We start from the raw sequence: 20,720 nt of genomic DNA on the forward strand, positions 1-20,720 counted from the left end.
CTTAGACGTCCTCCATATCAAATGCGTGTAGTTTCTTGAATGCGATCATAGAGATTGAGATGACAATGATAGAGATAATCAAGGTAACAGCTGCCGCCATTGAGTATTGAGGAGATGTACCTGTTGTCAAACGGTAGATCCATGAGATCAAGATATCGGTTGAACCAGCTCCACCTCCGACACTACCAGGTCCTCCACCATTGAAGAGGTACATGATAGAGAAGTTGTTAAAGTTGAAGGTGTATTGACTAATCAAAGTAGGTGCCGCAACAGCCAAGATCATTGGGAAAGTGATGTTGCGGAATTTTTGCCAAGCATTGGCACCGTCAATATAAGCTGCTTCGTAAAGGTCGTTAGGAATAGATTGCAAGATACCCAAGGTCAAAACGTAGATGTATGGGAATCCAAGCCAACCTTGCATCATAATCAAGGCAATCTTAGTCCAAGTTGGGTCTGTTTTCCAAGGAATAAGAGCACCATCAAGGAAAGGAAGGAATTTAGCCAAGATTGGCAATACTTGAGTGTTGATAGCACCAACACTATCGTTAAACATGTTTGAGAATGTCAGGATAGTGATGAAGGCTGGGACAGCCCAAGGAAGAAGGAAAATAACACCGAAGATACGTTTTCCTTTGATAAATGGTTGGTTAGCAATGATAGCTGTGAAGATACCAATGACGATCTGTAAAGTTGAGGCAGATAAAGCCCAGATGATAGTCCAAGAAAGGACGGCACCAAAGGCAGAACGGAAGGTACTCAAGCTCCAAATGTTTGTAAAGTTGGTCAAACCAACCCAGTCCAACAATTTGTTTGGTGGCAAGTGTTGGAAGTCGTAGTTGGTAAAGGCGATCATCAAGGTTACGATAACTGGGAAGATAATCGCAAAAGTCATGGCAATGTAAGATGGAATGATTAAGAGGTAAGGGAAGCCATTTTCATAGATTCCTTTGACCATTTCTTTAAAGGTAAGTGCTACTGGTATGCCATTGTTAATGTGTTTGGCAGTTGTATGTGCGTCTTTGATATTTGCGAAATAAAAGAGTACATAAACAACTACAAAGATTAAATGGAAGGCACCACGAATCAGCATAAAGAGGGAATTATCACGACCTGGTTTGTCACCAAGAGTGATGAGATTGCTCAATTCAGGGGCTGCAAGTGCTAGGAAGTAAAGGACGAATACGATGGTTACACCAAGGAAGATAAAACCTTTGGCTTTTTGTTTATTGTAAATCTGTCCTAACCCAGGAATGATAGACAGCAAGGCTGCTTTACTAGGTTGTTGCTTTTCCATAATAACTCCTTTCATAGGATACTGGTTTCTAATTAAAACCTAAACTATATATGTTTTTTATTGATAAATTCAAAGGGGGATTTGAATTCCACCCCCCTTGAACAAATTTTTTATTCACCAAATTTTTGTTTGATTGTTTCTTTGATCAATGTTACAGCATCGTTTGCAGCTGTTTTAGCATCTTTCTTACCACTTACAGCTTCAAACAACATTGTTTTAGCTGGGTCCCAAACAGCTGACATTTGAGAGATATTTGGCATTGGTTGAGCGTTCTTGAACTGTTTGATAACAGCTGTTGTCAACTCATCGTTTTTACCTTCAGCGTATGAACGAGCTTCAGTGTTAGCTGGGATTTCGTTAGTTGTATCGTAGAAGGCTTTTTGTTCTTCAGTTGAAACAAGGAAGTCTACAAATTTTTGAGCGCCTTCAAGGTTCTTAGTGCTTGATGGGATAATCCAAGCTTTACCACCACCGAATGCAGCATATTCTTTTCCGTTTGGAAGAGTTGGGATAGTTGCAACACCGTAGTTTACTTTAGCATCTTTAAAGGCTTGAGCTTTCCAAGGTCCGTCGATGATAGCAGCTGTTTTACCTTCTTGGAATTGAGTTTGGATTAGGTTTCCAGCTCCTTCAGTATCTTGCATACCTTTAGGCCATTTTTCATACCAAGATTTAGCGTAGTTGATACCTGCGATAGAACCGTCGTTTGCAAGACCGATATCTTTGGCGTCTTTACCGTTTTGTCCGAATACGTAAGCACCGTTACCAGCAAGAAGTCCATATGCATAGTAGAAGTTTGTCCAGTCAGCTAGGAAAGCAGAAGTTTTTCCATCTTCTCCAGCGAAGGCATATTTGCTATCTTTAGCAAGGTTTTCTAAGTCAGCAAAAGTTTTTGGAGCTTCTTTTACCAAGTCTTTGTTGTAGTACATAACAAGTGACTCGATAACAGCAGGAGCACCGTAAACTTTACCATCAGCAGCTGTTACAAGAGATTTAGTTTTATCATCTGTTTTAGCGCCGTCGCTCAATTTAACTTCTGAAAGTTGTCCGTCAGTACCAAGGCTACCTACACGGTCGTATGGAGCCATCATAACGTCAGCAGCTTGACCTGATTGGTTGTCAAGAGAAAGTTTGTCAAGCCCACCCATTTGGTCTCCTGTTTTGATGGTAACTTTTACGCCAGCTTCTTTTTCGTAAGCTTTTGCAGCTGATTCAGCAAAGGCTTTATATTGGTCTTCAACGTAGAAAGTGAGTTCTTTGGCTTCAGATGAACCAGAATCAGCAGGCTTATCAGCAGTTTTGCTTCCGCAAGCTACCAAAAGCAAGCTAGCAAGTGTAGCAGTTCCAAGCACAGCAGCGCTCTTCATGAATTTAGATGACATAGTGTATTCCTCCTAAAGAATAACAAATTTTATAATGAGGAAACGCAAACGTTTTCCTTTATGGGACTAGTATAACACAATCAGAAAGCGGTTGCAAGTGTTTTTTGTAAAAATTTTTAAAAAAATTGTAAAAAAAGTAAACGCTTCATCATCATATAATAGTAGAAAATCCCAAAAATTGGTTTTGTTTTAAATTTAAAAAAAGTTGAGAAAACGATTGCCTAATTTACAAATGGAAAGCAGAGAGGATTCTCACTTTATTTTTGCTTAATAAGGTAAGTGAAACCCTTATTCCTATTTTGTTTGTTTCCTGAAAGGATATATATACAAGTAAGAAGAAAAAATTTAAAAAAAATAATCAAAAAAGTTATTTAAAACCGCTTGCATTTATCAAGAAAATGAGTTATACTAGTAATAGCGCAAACGTTTGCGTTCATAAAAATGTAATATCTAACTATAAACACATGAGGTGCTTATTATGAAAAAACGTCAAAGTGGTGTGTTGATGCACATTTCTTCTCTTCCAGGGGCATACGGAATCGGATCATTTGGTAAAAGTGCTTACGACTTCGTTGATTTCTTGGTTCGCACAAAACAACGTTACTGGCAAATCCTTCCACTAGGAACAACTAGTTACGGAGACTCTCCTTACCAATCTTTCTCAGCCTTCGCAGGGAACACTCATTTTATCGATTTAGATATCTTGGTGGAACAAGGCTTGTTGCAAGCAAGTGACCTTGAAGGGGTTGACTTTGGTAGTGATGCTTCTGAAGTTGATTATGCGAAAATCTACTATGCACGTCGTCCTCTTTTAGAAAAAGCGGTAAAACGTTTCTTGGAAGTAGGAAATGTTAAAGATTTTGAGAAATTTGCTCAAGACAACCAATCATGGCTTGAACTCTTTGCAGAGTATATGGCTATCAAAGAGCATTTTGACAATCTTGCTTGGACTGAGTGGCCAGATGCAGATGCTCGTGCTCGTAAAGCTTCAGCACTTGAAAGCTACCGTGAACAATTGGCAGACAAGTTGGTTTACCACCGTGTGACTCAATACTTCTTCTTCCAACAATGGTTGAAATTGAAAGCTTACGCTAACGACAACCACATCGAAATCGTTGGAGACATGCCAATCTACGTAGCGGAAGATTCAAGCGATATGTGGGCAAATCCACATCTCTTCAAGACTGATGTCAATGGTAAGGCTACTTGCATCGCAGGATGCCCACCAGATGAATTTTCTGCAACTGGTCAGCTTTGGGGTAACCCAATCTATGACTGGGAAGCAATGGACAAAGACGGCTACAAATGGTGGATTGAACGCTTGCGTGAAAGCTTCAAAATCTACGACATCGTTCGTATCGACCACTTCCGTGGTTTCGAATCTTACTGGGAAATCCCTGCTGGTTCTGATACAGCAGCACCTGGTGAGTGGGTGAAAGGTCCTGGCTACAAGCTTTTTGCAGCCGTTAAGGAAGAACTTGGTGAGTTAAACATCATCGCTGAAGACCTTGGTTTCATGACAGACGAAGTTATCGAATTGCGTGAACGTACTGGCTTCCCAGGAATGAAGATTCTTCAATTTGCCTTCAACCCAGAAGATGAAAGCATCGATAGCCCACACTTGGCACCTGCTAACTCAGTTATGTACACAGGAACACACGATAACAATACGGTCCTTGGTTGGTACCGTAACGAGATCGATGATGCGACTCGTGAATACATGGCTCGCTACACTAACCGTAAAGAATACGAAACAGTGCCACATGCTATGCTTCGTACAGTCTTTTCATCAGTTAGCTTCATGGCAATTGCAACTATGCAAGATTTGCTAGAATTGGATGAGGCAGCTCGTATGAACTTCCCATCTACCCTTGGTGGAAACTGGTCTTGGCGTATGACTGAAGATCAATTGACACCAGCTGTCGAGGAAGGCTTGCTTGACTTGACAACAATCTATCGCCGAATCAATGAAAATTTGGTAGAATTAAAGAAATAATACAATATCAGGAGACACCTTAAACATGTTATCACTACAAGAATTTGTACAAAATCGTTACAATAAAACCATTGCAGAATGTAGCAATGAAGAGCTTTACCTGGCTCTTCTTAACTACAGCAAGCTTGCAAGTAGCAAAAAACCAGTTAACACTGGTAAGAAAAAAGTTTACTACATCTCAGCTGAGTTCTTGATTGGTAAACTTTTGTCAAACAACTTGATCAACCTTGGTCTTTACGACGATGTCAAAAAAGAACTTGCAGCTGCAGGTAAAGACTTGATCGAAGTTGAAGAAGTTGAATTGGAACCATCTCTTGGTAATGGTGGTTTGGGACGTTTGGCTGCCTGCTTTATCGACTCAATTGCTACTCTTGGTTTGAACGGTGACGGTGTTGGTCTTAACTACCACTACGGTCTTTTCCAACAAGTTCTTAAAAATAACCAACAAGAAACAATTCCAAATGCATGGTTGACAGAGCAAAACTGGTTGGTTCGCTCAAGCCGTAGCTACCAAGTGCCATTTGCTCACTTCACATTGACATCAACTCTTTACGATATCGATGTACCTGGTTACAAGACAGAAACGAAGAACCGCTTGCGTTTGTTTGACTTGGATTCTGTTGATTCTTCAATCATTAAAGACGGTATCAACTTTGACAAGACAGATATCGCTCGCAACTTGACTCTTTTCCTTTACCCAGATGATAGTGACCGTCAAGGTGAATTGCTCCGTATCTTCCAACAATACTTCATGGTTTCAAACGGTGCGCAATTGATCATCGACGAAGCAATCGAAAAAGGAAGCAACTTGCATGACCTTGCTGACTACGCAGTTGTACAAATCAACGATACTCACCCATCAATGGTTATTCCTGAGTTGATCCGTCTTTTGACTGCTCGTGGTATCGAACTTGATGAAGCAATCTCAATCGTTCGTAGCATGACTGCCTACACTAACCACACAATCCTTGCTGAAGCCCTTGAAAAATGGCCTCTTGAATTCTTGCAAGAAGTGGTTCCTCACTTGGTACCAATCATCGAAGAATTGGACCGTCGCGTGAAAGCAGAATACAAAGATCCAGCTGTTCAAATTATCGATGAGAGTGGGCGTGTTCACATGGCTCACATGGATATCCACTACGGATACAGTGTTAACGGGGTAGCAGCACTTCATACTGAAATCTTGAAGAACTCTGAGTTGAAAGCTTTCTACGACCTTTACCCAGAAAAATTCAACAACAAAACAAACGGTATCACTTTCCGTCGTTGGCTCATGCATGCTAACCCAAGACTATCTCACTACTTGGATGAGATTATTGGAGAAGGTTGGCACCATGAAGCAGATGAGCTTGAAAAACTCTTGTCTTATGAAGACAAAGCAGCTGTCAAAGAAAAATTGGAAAGCATCAAGGCTCACAACAAACGTAAATTGGCTCGTCACTTGAAAGAACACCAAGGTGTGGAAATCAATACAAACTCTATCTTTGATATCCAAATCAAACGTCTTCACGAGTACAAACGCCAACAAATGAACGCTTTGTACGTCATCCACAAATACCTTGATATCAAAGCTGGTAACATCCCTGCTCGTCCAATCACAATCTTCTTTGGTGGTAAAGCAGCTCCAGCCTACACAATCGCTCAAGACATCATCCACTTGATCCTTTGCATGTCAGAAGTTATTGCTAACGATCCAGCAGTAGCTCCACACTTGCAAGTAGTTATGGTTGAAAACTACAACGTTACTGCAGCAAGCTTCCTTATCCCAGCATGTGATATCTCAGAACAAATCTCACTTGCTTCTAAAGAAGCTTCAGGTACTGGTAACATGAAATTCATGTTGAACGGAGCTTTGACACTTGGTACTATGGACGGTGCTAACGTGGAAATCGCTGAGTTGGTTGGCGACGAAAACATCTACATCTTTGGTGAAGATTCAGAAACTGTTATCGACCTTTACGCAAAAGCAGCTTACAAATCAAGCGAATTCTACGCTCGTGAAGCTATCAAACCATTGGTTGACTTCATCGTTAGCGATGCAGTTCTTGCAGCTGGAAACAAAGAGCGCTTGGAACGTCTTTACAATGAATTGATCAACAAAGACTGGTTCATGACTCTTCTTGACTTGGAAGACTACATCAAAGTGAAAGAGCAAATGTTGGCTGACTACGAAGACCGTGACGCATGGTTGGATAAAGTTATCGTAAACATTTCTAAAGCAGGATTCTTCTCATCTGACCGTACAATCGCTCAGTATAACGAAGATATCTGGCACTTGAACTAAGTTACAAGATTTATACTAATACACTTTCCTATAAAGCGAATTTCGATTGAAATTCGCTTTTTTGAATGCCGTGGATTTTGGTTAATTTTGTCTAAAAATAGAGAAATTCTAGATGCAGTGAAGGCTTAGAAATGCTGGTTTTCACTGTCTTCAGCCTTATATTTCTTTGTAGTTGATTACCTTATATCTCTTGTATCCGCTTACATAAAGTGTTATAATATGATTATAGGAAAGAAGGTGTTTTTATGTGGAAAAAATATTTTTCAAAATATAAATGGACTGATTTATTTTGGATTTTATTTATCATTTTGACCTGCCTCTATATAGGTAACCATGATTTGTTTCCTCTCAATCATCAAGAAATCTCTTTTCGTGGTAGCCTTTGGGGTTTGGTACTTGCCCTATATCACTTGCTATTTATTGATAAGTTTGTTATCTCGAATCGAAAATAAAGTTTAGGACTTAGTAATGTTAAATTTCTTAACTTTTCGGATAGATAATTTTAAAATTGAAATTTAAAACCGCAGATCTTCTTGAAATGCGGTTTTTGTATATGCCAATTACAGTGCTTTCCCAACCAGAATCTCTGCTTCGATGGTAATGTTTGTCAAGTCGCTCCAGTCAATCTTGCTCTGGTCAACGTGAAAGAGAAGGGGTGTCATGCTGAGTAGGGCTTGGAGCTGCTCTGCTGTGATAGGTTTGCTCAGAGAGGCAGTTTGGCTAGATAGGATGGTAAAATGTTCTTGGAAATGATTTTTGATATCTTGATTAGAATAGTCTTTGTTTGTTAGCTGGTCTTGTATCTTCTGACGAATTTCCTTGAGGTGATTTTCAGTTGGGATAACCTTTATCAAGATGCCGTTTTGGGATAGAACGCGACGAAATTCTCCATAGTTGGCAGGTGAGAAGATATCAAGCAGGATATCCATGCTGGAGTCTTTTATAGGAAGACGAGCTAAGTCACCAACAAACCAATTGACTGCCCAGTTGGGTTCGCTCTTGGCAGCGATTTGGACTGAATCTTTGGAGATGTCAAAGGCATAGAAGGTTTTGTCAGGATGCCTTTCTTGAAGCTTGCGAGAATAGAAACCTTCACCACAACCAATATCTAAAATTGTGTTGGCATTTTTTGAGTTTGAAAGTAAATCAGAGACGACCTCTAGAATAGCCTGATAAAAGCCGGCTTCTAGGATTTGTTGACGGTTTTGAAAATTTTCCTTGTCGTAGTTAGCAGATTGCTTGATTTGAGGGGCTAGATTGACATAGCCGAATTTCGCCAAGTCAAAAGAATGACGGTTGTAGCACTTGAAACTAGTCTCTAGCAGAGTCAGATTTTTTTGACAGATAGGACAGGCAAAGGCAGTCGCAGAAGCAAAACGCTGAATTTTGGGTTTGAGATTTGTATTCATAGTTTAAGTGTATCAAAAGAGGCAAATGAAAGCAACTTTAGGAATAAGTAGATGGGAGATTCAGTAGAAATAAAACTAATACTCTTCGAAAATCAAATTCAAACCACGTCAACGTCGCCTTGCCGTACTCAAGTACAGCCTGCGGCTAGTTTCCTAGTTTGCTCTTTGATTTTCATTGAGTATAATTCTCCAATTTATGAAATGACATTGCTTTTATATCTAAATTGCTATATAATAATGATAAGGAGGAAATAAGTATGTTAAAAGAAGTATTAACCGTCGCAAAAGTTGCGAAAAAATCATCACTCTTTTTGGGTGGTGTCGCATTTGGTACCCTTGGTTTGAAAATCTTGGCAAGTAAGGAAGCTAAAAAAGGTTATTCTAAAGCTTTGGCTAAGGCTTACAAGTTGAAAGACGAGCTAGATGCATCTGTTTCTGTTGTGAAACAACATGGAGACGATGTCTTGCAAGATGCCAAATATTTGTACGAGCAAGAGAAAAAAGAAGAGCAATTAGATAGCCTTATAGGAGAATAATATGTCTTTTAAAGTGCTACATAGAGGATACCAACATATCCGACTATCATCTTCTTTTTCACTCACCTTGGATATTCAAGACTATCTTCGTTCCTTGGCGAGAGATGAAAAGGGGATTGAGTCTATCCAGTTTTACATGGATCAACAGCACTTTACTCTACGCATAAAAGAAGGCTTTTCTGTATTAGATAATGCAGAAGCCTTTTTAAAAAGAATTGATAAAGGGAAAGTTTCTGAGTTGATGACTCTTCCCATTCGTAGAGAAGAGAGTGCTTATTCTATTGTTTCAGGTGCAGCGATTAAGCGTGTACTTTTTCGTAGTTTTGTGCCGTATCCTATTCGCTATATATGGACTTGTTATCAGGCTTTGGGTTATATTAGAGAAGCCTATCAAACACTAGCGCGTAAGGAACTAACGATGGAAGTCTTGGACTGTTCGGCGATTTTATTGTCCTTATTTATGAACCAATCCAAGACAGCTAGCAATATCATGTTTATGCTTGATTTGGGGAATCATTTAGATCAGTGGTCCTTGAAAAAAACTGCAACAGATTTAGAACAAAGCCTTCTTGCAAAAGAGAGCGATGTATTCCTAGTACAGGGCGATACGGTTGTTAGTATCAAGAGTTCCGATGTTCAAATAGGAGATGTCTTGGTCCTATCTCAAGGAAATGAAATTCTGTTTGATGGACAAGTAGTTTCAGGTTTAGGTATGGTCAACGAAAGTTCCTTGACGGGAGAGAGTTTTCCAGTTGAAAAAAGAGAGTCTGATTTGGTTTGTGCAAATACAGTATTAGAAACTGGAGAGTTACGCATTCGTGTAACCGATAATCAGATGAACAGCCGGATTTTACAACTGATTGAGTTAATGAAGAAATCTGAAGAAAACAAGAAAACGAAACAACGCTATTTCATCAAGATGGCGGATAAGGTCGTCAAATATAATTTCTTGGGGGCTGGGCTAACTTACCTATTAACAGGTTCTTTTTCTAAGGCTATTTCTTTCCTATTAGTCGATTTCTCCTGCGCTTTGAAAATCTCTACTCCTGTAGCTTATTTGACAGCTATCAAGGAGGGGTTGAATCGTGAAATGGTGATTAAGGATGGGGATGTTCTGGAGAAATATCTGGAAGTTGATACTTTCTTGTTTGATAAGACGGGAACAATCACAACTAGTTATCCTATAGTTGAAAAGGTGTTACCTTTTGGGGACTATAGTGAGGAAGATATTCTCAGAATCAGTGCCTGTCTTGAGGAACACATTTATCATCCTATTGCTAATGCCATCGTCAAGCAAGCTGAGATAGAGGGAATTGAACATGAGGAAATGCATGGGAAACTCCAATATATCGCAAGCAAGGGGATCAAATCTCATATAGATGGGCAACCAGTTGTTATTGGGAATTATGTCTTGATGCAAGACGAGCAGATTCATATCAGTTCAGAACAAAATGCTTTAATTGAAGAGTACAAGAGTCACTACAATCTCTTATTCTTGGCTTATCAGAATGAATTGATTGGAATGTTCTGCATTCATACTCCTTTGAGAAAAGAAGCAAAAGCAGCCTTGGAGAAACTTAAGGCACAAGGGAAAAAATTGATTCTGGCAACAGGGGACACCCTGGTTAGAACAGAGGAATTAGTCAAAGATTTGCCCTTTGATCAGGTCTATACAGACTTGAAACCTGATGGGAAATTTGAGTTAGTAGAGGAAATGCAGAAAGCAGGTCACACTATTTTGATGGTTGGAGATGGATTGAATGACTCAGCGGCTCTAACCCTATCAGATATCGGTGTGGTGATGAATGAGAGTGCAGATATTTCTAAGCAGATGAGCGATATCTTATTGTTAGATAATCGCTTGGATTTCTTCCAAGAGTTGGATTCGCTATCATCATCTTTGCAAACACTCATCAAGAAGAATATTCAAGATACCGTTGTCGTAAATAGTAGTTTGATTGGCTTTGGCTTATTTAATTGGCTCAGTCCTTCAAATCTCTCTATCTTACATAATCTAACAACCTTGCGCATTGTACTGCGTAGCCTGTCTATTAAAAATAGATAGATGAGAGTTATTAACAGCAAAAAGGAGTTACCTTTATCGAGGTTAACTCCTTTGTTTATAGGTAAATGTTGAACAATTTAGTAAGTCAATACAAAGTATTTTTTCTTACCACGACGGATAACAGTCAGTTCATTCTCTAACTTATCTGCGTCACTCAAGACATAGTCAAGGTCTTGGATACGGTCGCCATTTACGTAGATAGCTCCGTTTTGGACGTCTTCACGGGCTTGGCGTTTGGAGTTAACTACACCAGATGAGACGAGCAGTTCCACGATATTGTGGTTTTCATCTGCTTGAACTTGGTAGTTTGGCACACCACGAAGTCCTTGTTTTAGCTCTTTAACAGAAAGGTTTTTGATGTTTCCTGCAAAGAGTTGCTCAGTGATGTTAAGAGCTTCTTTGTAGGCTTCTTCTCCGTGAACAAGTGTAACGACTTCACGAGCCAAGACTTTTTGAGCCAAGCGTTCGTGTGGCGCTGCTTCAAATTGTTTACGAATGTCTTCAATCTCATCAAGTGACAAGAAAGTAAAGATTTTCAAGAAGCGAACAGCGTCAGCGTCCATAACATTCATCCAGAATTGGTACATTTCGTATGGAGAAGTCTTTTCAGGATTGAGCCAGACTGCGTTTCCTTCTGATTTACCAAATTTCTTACCAGTTGCATCTGTAATCAATGGAACAGTGATAACGTGACCAGTCTTGTCAGACTTACGACGAAGCAATTCGGTACCAGCTGTCATATTTCCCCACTGGTCAGAACCACCGATTTGTAGCGTTACATTGTGGTCTTGGTTAAGGACGAAGAAGTCGTAACCTTGCATGATTTGGTAAGCAAACTCAGTGTAAGAAATCCCTGTTTCAATCCGTTTTTTAACAGATTCCTTACTCATCATGTAGTTGACAGTGAAGTATTTTCCGATATCACGGAGGAAGTCAATGAAGCTGATGCTGCCAAACCAGTCGTAGTTGTTGACCATGACAGCTTTATTTTCGCCATTTTCAAAGTCAAGAAAACGAGAAAGTTGTCCTTGGATAGACTTGACCCAGCCATCTACTGTGTCTTTTGTTTGGAGACTACGTTCAGCATCTTTGAAGGACGGATCTCCGATGAGACCTGTAGCACCGCCAACGAGCGCATAAGGTTTGTGACCTGCTAGTTGCAAGCGACGACTTGTCAAGATTGCGACAAGGTGGCCTAGGTGAAGGCTGTCAGCAGTTGGATCGTAGCCAGTATAATAAGAAACTTGACCTTCTTCTAGGGCTTTACGCAAAGCTTCTTCATCAGTCGTTTGAAAAATCAAACCACGCTCTTTTAGCTCATCAAAAATGTGCATGTGTCTTTTCTCCTTTTTAAAAATATTGTTTCTACCTATTGTATCACAAACTTGGGCAATAGCCTAGTAGAATAGGGAAGAAAGTGGCTATTTTATTGAAAGTTTCCCTTTTATGGTATAATAGATAGAGTGAGGAAATCCATGCAAAATCAATTAAATGAATTAAAACGAAAAATGCTGGAATTTTTCCAGCAAGTAAAATCAAAACTAAATCATAGAAAATCAGAGAAAGTCTCAAAAGAGAAGAAGTCGGATGCGACAGGTGGGAAAATTTTGTCTATATTAGGTAGCATTTTAGCTGCTATCAAGGGAATTTTTAATACGCTCTTTATTCTAGGCTTTATCGGTGGGCTTTTTGGTGCTGGTGTAGCTCTTGGTTATGGGGTTGCTTTGTTTGACAAGGCCAAGGTTCCCCAAGCGGAGGACTTGGTCAAGCAAGTTAAAAATATTTCTTCCATCTCAGAAATTGTCTATGCAGATGGGAGTGTCATTGCTTCTATCGAGAGTGATCTACTGAGAACATCTGTTTCATCTGAGGAAATATCGGACAATCTCAAAAAGGCTATCATTGCTACTGAGGACGAACATTTTCTTGAACATAATGGGGTTGTGCCAAAAGCTGTGATTCGGGCGACTTTGGGAACCTTTGCAGGTTTGGGCTCATCTAGCGGGGGCTCGACCTTGACCCAACAGTTAATCAAACAACAAGTGGTTGGAGATGCTCCGACTTTGGCTCGTAAGGCTACAGAAATTGTTGATGCCTTTGCCTTGGAACGCAGCATGAGTAAGGATGAAATCTTGACTACTTATCTCAATGTTGCTCCCTTTGGTCGAAATCATAAAGGGCAGAATATTGCAGGTGCCCAGCAAGCTGCTGAAGGGATTTTCGGTATCGATGCCAACAAGCTGAGTATTCCCCAAGCTGCCTTCCTAGCAGGTTTGCCACAGAGTCCGATTACTTATTCTCCTTATGAAAATACTGGAGAGTTAAAGAGTGATGAAGACTTAGAACTTGGTTTGAAGCGGGCCAAGGATGTTCTCTACAACATGTACCGTACGGGTGCTCTGACTCAGGAAGAATACGACCAGTACAAGGATTATAATCTCAAACAAGACTTCTTGCCATCAGGAACTGTCAATGTTGTTTCGAGGGATTATCTCTACTTTACAGCTATGGCTGAAGCGACAGACCGTATGTATGATTATTTAGTTCGACAGGACAATGTCTCTAACCAAGAGTTGAAAAATGAAGCGATTCGAAAGGCTTATCATGAGAGAGCTGAGCAGGAACTAAGTAATGGCGGCTACAAAATCACTACAACGATCAATAAAAAAATCCATGCGGCCATGCAAAATGCAGTTGCTAACTATGGTTATTTGGTAGATGATTCGACTGGGCAGCCTGAAGTAGGGAATGTTTTGATGGACAATAAAACGGGGGCTGTTCTAGGCTTTGTTGGTGGTCGTAATTACCAGACTAACCAAAACAATCACGCCTTTGATACCAAGCGTTCGCCAGCCTCTACAACCAAGCCTTTGCTGGCCTACGGAATTGCCATTGACCAAGGTTTGATGGGAAGTGCTAGCATATTGTCAAATTATCCTACAAATTTTGCAAATGGTAGTCCGATTGTGCATGGTAGTAGTAAAGGCACAGATATGGTCAATTTGGGTGATGCTTTAAACTATTCATGGAATATTCCAGCCTATTGGACTTATCGCATGCTTCGTGAAAAAGGTGTCGATGTTAAGAGCTATATGGAAAAAATGGGTTACGAGATTCCAGAGTACGGTATCGAGAGCCTGCCTATGGGTGGTGGGATTGAAGTCACAGTTGCCCAGCATACCAATGGTTATCAAACAATTGCCAATAACGGTGTCTACCATCAGAAACATGTGATTTCTAAGATTGAATCATCTGATGGTAGAGTAATCTATGAATTCCAAGACAAACCAGTTCAAGTGTATTCGAAGGCAACAGCAACGATTATGCAGAGTTTGCTTCGTGAGGTGATTTCATCTCGGATCACTTCAAGTTTCCAAACGGATTTGGCTTCTATCAATTCAAGTTTAGCTCGTGCAGACTGGATTGGTAAGACTGGTACAACCAATGAAGATGAAAATATGTGGCTCATGCTTTCGACACCAAGATTGACTCTAGGTGGTTGGCTAGGGCATGATGATAACCGCCCGATGGCTAAGGGGGCTGGGCATTATCGAAATGCCAAATATATGGCTTACTTGGTCAATGCTATCCAACAGGCTGAGCCTGGTGTTTGGGGCAATGAACGCTTTAATCTTGATTCTAGTGTGACCCAGTCTCAGGTCCTCAGATCTACAGGGCAGAAGCCTGGCAAAGTATCTGTTAATGGAAGAACAGTGGATCTTTCAGGTTCTACTGTAACGAGCTATTGGGCTACCAAGGCGGGAGCTCCAACGACAAGCTATCACTTTGCTATTGGAGGAAGTGAAGCAGATTACCAAAATGCTTGGTCAAGTATTATTGGTAGTTTCTCATCTACACCAAGCTCAAGTAATAGCTCTAGCAGTACATCAAGTTCATCATCTACACAATCAAATAGCAGAAGATAGAACTATAAAATAGAAACCTCTCTTTGAGAACTATTTTTTCAAGTAAAAAATAAAAATATTATATAACGGTCTTGAATCTCGTTAAGAGAGAAGCAAGACCGTTATTGTGCTCTTAAAGACAAACGATATTATAAAAATTGTTAGTAAAATGTCTAATATATATTGCAACCTAGATAATATTGCAGAGATTATTCGTAATTTTAGTATAGAAATTTACTGAAAGTGCAATTGTTTTGGATGTCCTAGTGTTTCAATGATATAGAAGAATATTCTCCATCTATCAGTAATATCATTTTTGTTTAGTCGTTTGATGTTAATCGAAAGTTCTTATGGAGTAGTGAAATTTCTCTTTGTTAAGGATGAAAGCAGACTAGCTTCTGCTTTTTTATCTATATTGCTTTACCGGTAAATAAAAAAGTTAAAAAAAGCACAAAAAAACTTGAACAAGAAAATGAAAAGGCTTACAATTATATTATAAACAGTACAAATAAAAAAAGGAGGAGTGCTTTATGAAAGCCTATACTTATGTTAAACCAGGACTTGCTTCTTTTGTTGATGTAGACAAACCAGTGATTCGCAAGCCAACAGACGCTATTGTGCGTATCGTAAAAACCACTATTTGTGGAACAGACCTCCATATTATCAAGGGGGATGTTCCCGCTTGCCAAAGTGGTACCATTCTTGGTCACGAAGGGATTGGGATTGTTGAAGAAGTTGGAGAAGGAGTTTCGAACTTCAAAAAAGGCGACAAGGTCTTGATTTCTTGTGTTTGTGCCTGTGGTAAATGCTACTACTGTAAAAAAGGAATTTATGCCCACTGTGAAGACGAAGGGGGTTGGATTTTCGGTCACCTGATTGACGGTATGCAGGCTGAGTATCTACGTGTCCCTCATGCAGATAACACTCTTTACCATACTCCAGAAGACTTGTCAGATGAAGCTTTAGTTATGCTATCAGACATTTTGCCTACTGGGTATGAAATTGGTGTCTTGAAAGGGAAAGTAGAACCTGGTTGTAGTGTGGCCATTATTGGTTCAGGTCCAGTTGGATTGGCTGCTCTTTTGACAGCTCAGTTCTACTCACCAGCCAAATTGATTATGGTGGACTTAGACGATAACCGCTTGGAAACTGCTGTATCATTTGGTGCGACTCACAAGGTTAATTCTTCAGACCATGAAAAAGCCATTAAAGAAATTTATGATTTGACAGATGGTCGTGGTGTAGATGTTGCTATCGAAGCTGTTGGTATTCCTGCAACATTTGATTTCTGTCAAAAGATTATCGGTGTAGACGGAACAGTTGCCAACTGTGGTGTACATGGTAAACCAGTTGAATTCGATTTGGACAAACTTTGGATTCGCAACATCAATGTAACAACTGGTTTGGTATCTACAAATACAACTCCACAATTGTTGAAAGCTCTTGAAAGTCATAAGATTGAACCAGAAAAATTGGTAACTCACTATTTCAAACTCAGTGAAATTGAAAAAGCCTATGAAGTTTTCAGTAAAGCAGCAGACCACCATGCAATTAAGGTCATCATCGAAAACGATATTTCAGAAGCTTAAGTAGTAAAAACATTTTGGAACATAAGCAAATAGAAATTCAGTCATCATAAGATGGCTGGATTTTTTATCAAAAAATTAAGAAATGAGCATATTTCTTTCCTTGTTTAGCGGAATTGGTTATAATATACGGTACAAAGGAATGAATGAATATGTATCGTGTTATAGAAATGTATGGAGATTTTGAACCGTGGTGGTTCTTAGAAGGTTGGGAAGAAGATATTGTAGCAAGTAAGAAATTTGACCAGTATTATGATGCTCTCAAATACTATAAAACTTGCTGGTTTAGATTGGAACAAGAATCCCCTCTTTATAAAAGTAGAAGTGACTTGATGACCATTTTCTGGGATCCAGAAGACCAACGCTGGTGTGATGAATGTGACGAGTATTTACAACAATACCATTCTTTGGCTCTTTTGCAGGACGAGCAGGTTATTCCAGATGAAAAACTACGCCCAGGCTATGAAAAACAAACCGGTCAGGAAAGGCACCGTTCTTGCCGTATGAAATTAAATTAGAGAAAAGTAACTTTTTGGAGTTGCTTTTTTATTTTTCCAAATCTTTGCGAATAGTATAGGTGAGGAGGTAAGTATGGTTCAAGAAATTGCACAAGAAATCATTCGCTCAGCCCGGAAAAAAGGGGCGCAGGATATTTATTTTGTCCCTAAGCTAGACGCTTATGAGCTTCATATGAGGGTCGGAGACGAGCGTTGTAAAATTGGTTGCTATGATTTTGAAAAGTTTGCGGCCGTCATCAGTCACTTTAAGTTTGTAGCTGGTATGAATGTTGGAGAAAAGCGACGTAGTCAACTTGGTTCCTGCGATTATGCCTATGACGATAAGATGGCGTCTCTACGTCTATCTACTGTAGGCGATTATCGAGGACATGAGAGTTTAGTCATTCGCTTGTTGCATGATGAGGAGCAGGATTTGCATTTTTGGTTTCAGGATATTGATGAATTGGGTAAGCAGTACAGGCAACGGGGACTTTATCTTTTTGCTGGTCCAGTCGGAAGTGGCAAGACAACCTTGATGCACGAATTATCCAAGTTCCTATTTAAAGGACAGCAAGTCATGTCTATCGAAGATCCTGTCGAAATCAAGCAGGACAACATGCTCCAGTTGCAGTTGAATGAAGCGATTGGGCTTACCTATGAAAATCTGATCAAACTTTCCCTACGTCATCGACCAGATCTCTTGATTATCGGAGAAATTCGGGACAGCGAAACGGCGCGTGCAGTGGTCAGAGCCAGTTTGACAGGGGCGACAGTCTTTTCAACCATTCATGCCAAGAGTATCCGAGGTGTTTATGAGCGCCTGCTGGAGTTGGGTGTGAGTGAGGAGGAATTAGCAGTCGTTCTGCAAGGAGTCTGCTACCAGAGATTAATCGGGGGAGGAGGAATCGTTGACTTTGCAAACAAAGACTATCAAGAACACCAGCCAACTAGCTGGAATGCGCAGATTGACCAGCTTCTTAAAGACGGACATATCACAAGTCTTCAGGCTGAAACGGAAAAAATTAGCTACAGCTAAGCAAAAAAATATCATCACCTTGTTTAACAATCTCTTTTCCAGTGGTTTTCATCTGGTGGAGACCATCTCCTTTTTAGATAGGAGTGCCTTGTTGGACAAGCAGTGTGTGACTCAGATGCGCACGGGCTTGTCTCAGGGGAAATCATTCTCAGAAATGATGGAAAGTTTGGGCTTTTCAAGTGCTATTGTCACCCAGTTATCCCTAGCAGAAGTCCATGGGAATCTTCACCTGAGTTTGGGAAAGATAGAAGAGTATCTAGACAATCTGGCCAAGGTCAAGAAAAAGTTAATTGAAGTAGCGACCTATCCCTTGATTTTACTGGGATTTCTTCTCTTAATCATGCTGGGGCTACGTAACTACCTACTACCACAACTGGATAGTAGTAATATCGGCACTCAGATTATCGGTAATCTGCCACAAATTTTTCTAGGAATGGTAGGTTTTGTTTCCATACTTGCCCTTTTAGCGCTAACTTTTTATAAAAGAAGTTCTAAGATGCGCGTCTTTTCTATCTTAGCACGCCTTCCCTTTCTTGGAATCTTTGTGCAGACCTATTTGACAGCCTATTATGCGCGTGAATGGGGTAATATGATTTCTCAAGGACTGGAGTTGACGCAGATTTTTCAGATCATGCAGGAACAAGGTTCCCAACTCTTTAAAGAAATCGGTCAAGATTTAGCTCAAGCCCTACAAAATGGTCGCGAATTTTCTCAAACCATAGCAACCTATCCTTTTTTTAGGAAGGAATTGAGTCTCATCATCGAGTATGGGGAAGTCAAGTCCAAGCTGGGGAGTGAGTTGGAAATCTATTCTGAAAAAACTTGGGAAGCATTTTTTACCCGAGTCAACCGCACCATGAATTTGGTGCAGCCGCTGGTTTTTATCTTTGTGGCTCTGATTATCGTTTTACTTTATGCGGCAATGCTCATGCCCATGTATCAAAATATGGAGGTGAATTTTTAAAATGAAAAAACTCATGACATTCTTGAAAAAAGCGAAAGTGAAGGCTTTCACACTTGTGGAGATGTAGGTTACTAAAATTATTTATATTTTCCACTTGATGACAATGTCCTCAGCTGTTACCTGAACCTTGTTTATAAGCCCTCTAACAAGTACCTTTTGACCTTCGTAGTCCATTGAAAACACTTTTTCAGCGTTTAGCAGATTCCTCATATCAGCCTTTCTTTTGTTCTTCCTGAGTGCTGGATCGTTTTCCAGTTCAGTCTCAAGAGTAGCCCTCATGCTTATAAATTCGGCTGACTTGCTCTGTAATTCTTCAAGGGTAATGCGGTCATCTATGTATAAATCGTTAAGTCTGCTCAGTTTCTTTGATAGCTCCTCTATTTGTTTCTTATAGCTCTCACGGTCTATGGTCTCAGCATTGTCTCCTGAAAATATTTTGTCCAGGTAATCAGCGTTATCTTGTAGTTTGCTTATTTCTTCTAGCACATAGGCCTCTAGCTTGTCTTTGTAGTAAAATCCTGAGTCACACTTTTTATTGTCGTTATAGGTAGTAACGCCTCTCAGCGTTCGTGGGTGCCTTTGATGGCATTCATATTTTTTTAACCTGCTCCCATCTTTCCTCTTTACGCCTAACATAATTTTTAAAGGAGCACCACAGTAGCCACATTGGGCGATACCTGATAGAATGTACTTAGCTTGGAATGGTCTAGGATTGACATTCTCTGCTGCTGTCCTTTGCCTGACCTTCAGTTCCTCCTTGGTCTTGTTATAAACTTCCTCTGTGATTATCGGCTCATGATTACCTGGATAAATCTCTCCCTTGAACTGATTGAAACCACAGTAGACAGGGTTATCTAGTATGGCTCTGACCGCCCGATAGCTCCAATCAATTTCTTTGGGAAATTTCTCGTTTAGGTCATCTCTTAATTTTGTAATGGATCTCCCTCTCAGGTAACTCTCAAAGATAAACTTAATGGCCAGAGCCTGAGCTGGATTGATAGTGATAGTTCCTGTCTCTCTGTGGTAGTCGTATCCATAGGATGTTTTAGCCCACATCATGGATTTTCCAGCCTTGGCACGTCCTATTTTCCCAAGTTGCATGCGTTCCTTGATTTGCTCCCTTTCTAGCTGAGCAAAGACGCTCAAGAGCCCAATCATAGCCTTACCAAAAGGTGTAGAGGTGTCAAAATTCTCCTGCAGACTCAAAAACGCTATATTATTCTTTATGAAAATATCTTCAATTAAGTAAAGCGTGTCTTTTTGACTACGGCTAAGACGGTCCAGCTTATAGACTAGCACTGTATCAAACTTTCTTTTTTTAGCGTCTTTGATAAGTCCCTCTAGCGCTGGTCTGTCAGTATTTGCTCCTGAAAATCCCCCATCAGTGTATATCTTGTATACATTCCAGTCTTTGATATCGCAGTAGCTAGAGAGCTTGGCTTTTTGCTCGTCGATAGAGTACCCCTCCTCAACTTGCGAGGTGGTAGACACCCTGACATATATAGCTACTTTATTTGTAGTTTTCATTGTAGTACCTCTTTCAAAATTTCCTAAAAAATGATAAAATGGGTACAAGAAAACATCTCAAAAGGTAATATCTTTTGAAAAGTTTTTCTTGTCGCTAGCCTCACGCTCTCTGGGTCCAATCTTTGAGCGTGGGGCTTTTTTTGTTTGTGTAATCAAAAAAGCTGCACAATTATTGTACAGCTGTGACCGAGGCAGGAGCTACCTGCCGTATTTTGCACTAGATGAGTTCATCTAGGTAA

The 20,720-nt window shown here is 40.1% G+C and carries 15 protein-coding genes; 10 read left to right on the forward strand and 5 right to left on the reverse strand.

From position 1 onward, the window contains the following. Position 1: 1 nt before the first annotated feature. On the reverse strand, positions 2 to 1,294 hold the full coding sequence (locus KB197_RS00555; RefSeq protein ID WP_031237127.1) for a sugar ABC transporter permease: 1,293 nt from the start codon (positions 1,292 to 1,294) through the stop codon (positions 2 to 4). Positions 1,295 to 1,404: 110 nt separating this feature from the next. Further along, the gene (locus KB197_RS00560) at positions 1,405 to 2,676 is read right to left on the reverse strand and encodes an extracellular solute-binding protein (RefSeq protein ID WP_212573781.1); all 1,272 of its coding nucleotides are present in this window, start codon (positions 2,674 to 2,676) and stop codon (positions 1,405 to 1,407) included. 478 nt (positions 2,677 to 3,154) lie between these two features. Between KB197_RS00560 and malQ the strand changes: the two genes are divergently transcribed. From malQ to KB197_RS00575, 3 genes are all read left to right on the forward strand, one after another. Beyond that, positions 3,155 to 4,672 (forward strand): 4-alpha-glucanotransferase, encoded by a 1,518-nt coding sequence (gene malQ, locus KB197_RS00565; protein ID WP_070526263.1) that lies wholly within the window; start codon positions 3,155 to 3,157, stop codon positions 4,670 to 4,672. Positions 4,673 to 4,697: 25 nt separating this feature from the next. Continuing rightward, positions 4,698 to 6,956, forward strand: a complete 2,259-nt coding sequence (gene glgP, locus KB197_RS00570; RefSeq protein WP_084947284.1) for a glycogen/starch/alpha-glucan family phosphorylase — start codon at positions 4,698 to 4,700, stop codon at positions 6,954 to 6,956. A 245-nt stretch (positions 6,957 to 7,201) separates the two neighbouring features. Then, the gene (locus tag KB197_RS00575; RefSeq protein WP_084947287.1) at positions 7,202 to 7,408 is read left to right on the forward strand and encodes a hypothetical protein; all 207 of its coding nucleotides are present in this window, start codon (positions 7,202 to 7,204) and stop codon (positions 7,406 to 7,408) included. 108 nt (positions 7,409 to 7,516) lie between these two features. On the opposite strand, the gene KB197_RS00580 is transcribed toward KB197_RS00575, so the two are convergent. Beyond that, positions 7,517 to 8,365: a putative RNA methyltransferase gene (locus tag KB197_RS00580; protein WP_084947290.1), complete on the reverse strand. Its 849-nt coding sequence runs from the start codon at positions 8,363 to 8,365 to the stop codon at positions 7,517 to 7,519. 257 nt (positions 8,366 to 8,622) lie between these two features. Here KB197_RS00580 and KB197_RS00585 point away from each other — a divergent pair, with 257 nt between their 5' ends. Next, on the forward strand, positions 8,623 to 8,901 hold the full coding sequence (locus KB197_RS00585; RefSeq protein WP_000910909.1) for a DUF6110 family protein: 279 nt from the start codon (positions 8,623 to 8,625) through the stop codon (positions 8,899 to 8,901). A gap of 1 nt (position 8,902) precedes the next feature. Beyond that, positions 8,903 to 10,966: a heavy metal translocating P-type ATPase gene (locus KB197_RS00590; RefSeq protein WP_212573780.1), complete on the forward strand. Its 2,064-nt coding sequence runs from the start codon at positions 8,903 to 8,905 to the stop codon at positions 10,964 to 10,966. A gap of 77 nt (positions 10,967 to 11,043) precedes the next feature. Here the strand turns inward: KB197_RS00590 and tyrS are convergent, their stop codons facing one another. Next, positions 11,044 to 12,300: a tyrosine--tRNA ligase gene (gene tyrS / locus KB197_RS00595; protein ID WP_173275271.1), complete on the reverse strand. Its 1,257-nt coding sequence runs from the start codon at positions 12,298 to 12,300 to the stop codon at positions 11,044 to 11,046. Positions 12,301 to 12,441: 141 nt separating this feature from the next. Here tyrS and pbp1b point away from each other — a divergent pair, with 141 nt between their 5' ends. The 5 genes from pbp1b (at position 12,442) to comGB (ending at position 18,954) form a co-directional block, all read left to right on the forward strand. Beyond that, positions 12,442 to 14,892: a penicillin-binding protein PBP1B gene (gene pbp1b, locus KB197_RS00600; RefSeq protein ID WP_064275825.1), complete on the forward strand. Its 2,451-nt coding sequence runs from the start codon at positions 12,442 to 12,444 to the stop codon at positions 14,890 to 14,892. Between the two features lie 509 nt (positions 14,893 to 15,401). After that, positions 15,402 to 16,460 (forward strand): zinc-dependent alcohol dehydrogenase family protein, encoded by a 1,059-nt coding sequence (locus KB197_RS00605; protein WP_064275826.1) that lies wholly within the window; start codon positions 15,402 to 15,404, stop codon positions 16,458 to 16,460. A 149-nt stretch (positions 16,461 to 16,609) separates the two neighbouring features. Next, complete coding sequence (locus KB197_RS00610; RefSeq protein ID WP_064275827.1) at positions 16,610 to 16,975, forward strand: DUF1033 family protein; 366 nt, start codon at positions 16,610 to 16,612, stop codon at positions 16,973 to 16,975. Positions 16,976 to 17,048: 73 nt separating this feature from the next. Further along, the gene (gene comGA, locus KB197_RS00615) at positions 17,049 to 17,990 is read left to right on the forward strand and encodes a competence type IV pilus ATPase ComGA (RefSeq protein ID WP_064275828.1); all 942 of its coding nucleotides are present in this window, start codon (positions 17,049 to 17,051) and stop codon (positions 17,988 to 17,990) included. Further along, positions 17,911 to 18,954 carry a competence type IV pilus assembly protein ComGB gene (comGB, locus tag KB197_RS00620; protein ID WP_082888077.1) on the forward strand — a complete coding sequence of 348 codons (1,044 nt, stop codon included), beginning with the start codon at positions 17,911 to 17,913 and terminating at the stop codon, positions 18,952 to 18,954. The genes comGA and comGB overlap by 80 nt, the downstream gene beginning before the upstream one ends. Before the next feature lie 81 nt (positions 18,955 to 19,035). Here comGB and KB197_RS00625 read toward each other — a convergent pair whose 3' ends face one another. Next, a complete protein-coding gene (locus tag KB197_RS00625) occupies positions 19,036 to 20,481 on the reverse strand; it encodes a recombinase family protein (RefSeq protein ID WP_212573779.1) in 1,446 nt (481 codons plus the stop codon). Positions 20,482 to 20,720 lie beyond the last annotated feature (239 nt).

The sequence above is a fragment of the Streptococcus sp. 11-4097 genome, from assembly GCF_018215285.2.
Classification (GTDB): Bacteria; Bacillota; Bacilli; order Lactobacillales; family Streptococcaceae; genus Streptococcus.

Bases quoted from the DNA above. Each gene is read 5' to 3' on its own strand.
- KB197_RS00580 (WP_084947290.1), bottom strand. From the start codon at position 8,365: ATGAATACAAATCTCAAACCCAAAATTCAGCGTTTTGCTTCTGCGACT.
- KB197_RS00610 (WP_064275827.1), top strand. From the start codon at position 16,610: ATGTATCGTGTTATAGAAATGTATGGAGATTTTGAACCGTGGTGGTTC.
- malQ (WP_070526263.1), top strand. From the start codon at position 3,155: ATGAAAAAACGTCAAAGTGGTGTGTTGATGCACATTTCTTCTCTTCCA.
- tyrS (WP_173275271.1), bottom strand. From the start codon at position 12,300: ATGCACATTTTTGATGAGCTAAAAGAGCGTGGTTTGATTTTTCAAACG.
- comGB (WP_082888077.1), top strand. From the start codon at position 17,911: ATGCGCAGATTGACCAGCTTCTTAAAGACGGACATATCACAAGTCTTC.
- pbp1b (WP_064275825.1), top strand. From the start codon at position 12,442: ATGCAAAATCAATTAAATGAATTAAAACGAAAAATGCTGGAATTTTTC.
- KB197_RS00560 (WP_212573781.1), bottom strand. From the start codon at position 2,676: ATGTCATCTAAATTCATGAAGAGCGCTGCTGTGCTTGGAACTGCTACA.
- KB197_RS00575 (WP_084947287.1), top strand. From the start codon at position 7,202: ATGTGGAAAAAATATTTTTCAAAATATAAATGGACTGATTTATTTTGG.
- comGA (WP_064275828.1), top strand. From the start codon at position 17,049: ATGGTTCAAGAAATTGCACAAGAAATCATTCGCTCAGCCCGGAAAAAA.
- KB197_RS00555 (WP_031237127.1), bottom strand. From the start codon at position 1,294: ATGGAAAAGCAACAACCTAGTAAAGCAGCCTTGCTGTCTATCATTCCT.
- KB197_RS00585 (WP_000910909.1), top strand. From the start codon at position 8,623: ATGTTAAAAGAAGTATTAACCGTCGCAAAAGTTGCGAAAAAATCATCA.
- KB197_RS00625 (WP_212573779.1), bottom strand. From the start codon at position 20,481: ATGAAAACTACAAATAAAGTAGCTATATATGTCAGGGTGTCTACCACC.
- KB197_RS00590 (WP_212573780.1), top strand. From the start codon at position 8,903: ATGTCTTTTAAAGTGCTACATAGAGGATACCAACATATCCGACTATCA.
- glgP (WP_084947284.1), top strand. From the start codon at position 4,698: ATGTTATCACTACAAGAATTTGTACAAAATCGTTACAATAAAACCATT.
- KB197_RS00605 (WP_064275826.1), top strand. From the start codon at position 15,402: ATGAAAGCCTATACTTATGTTAAACCAGGACTTGCTTCTTTTGTTGAT.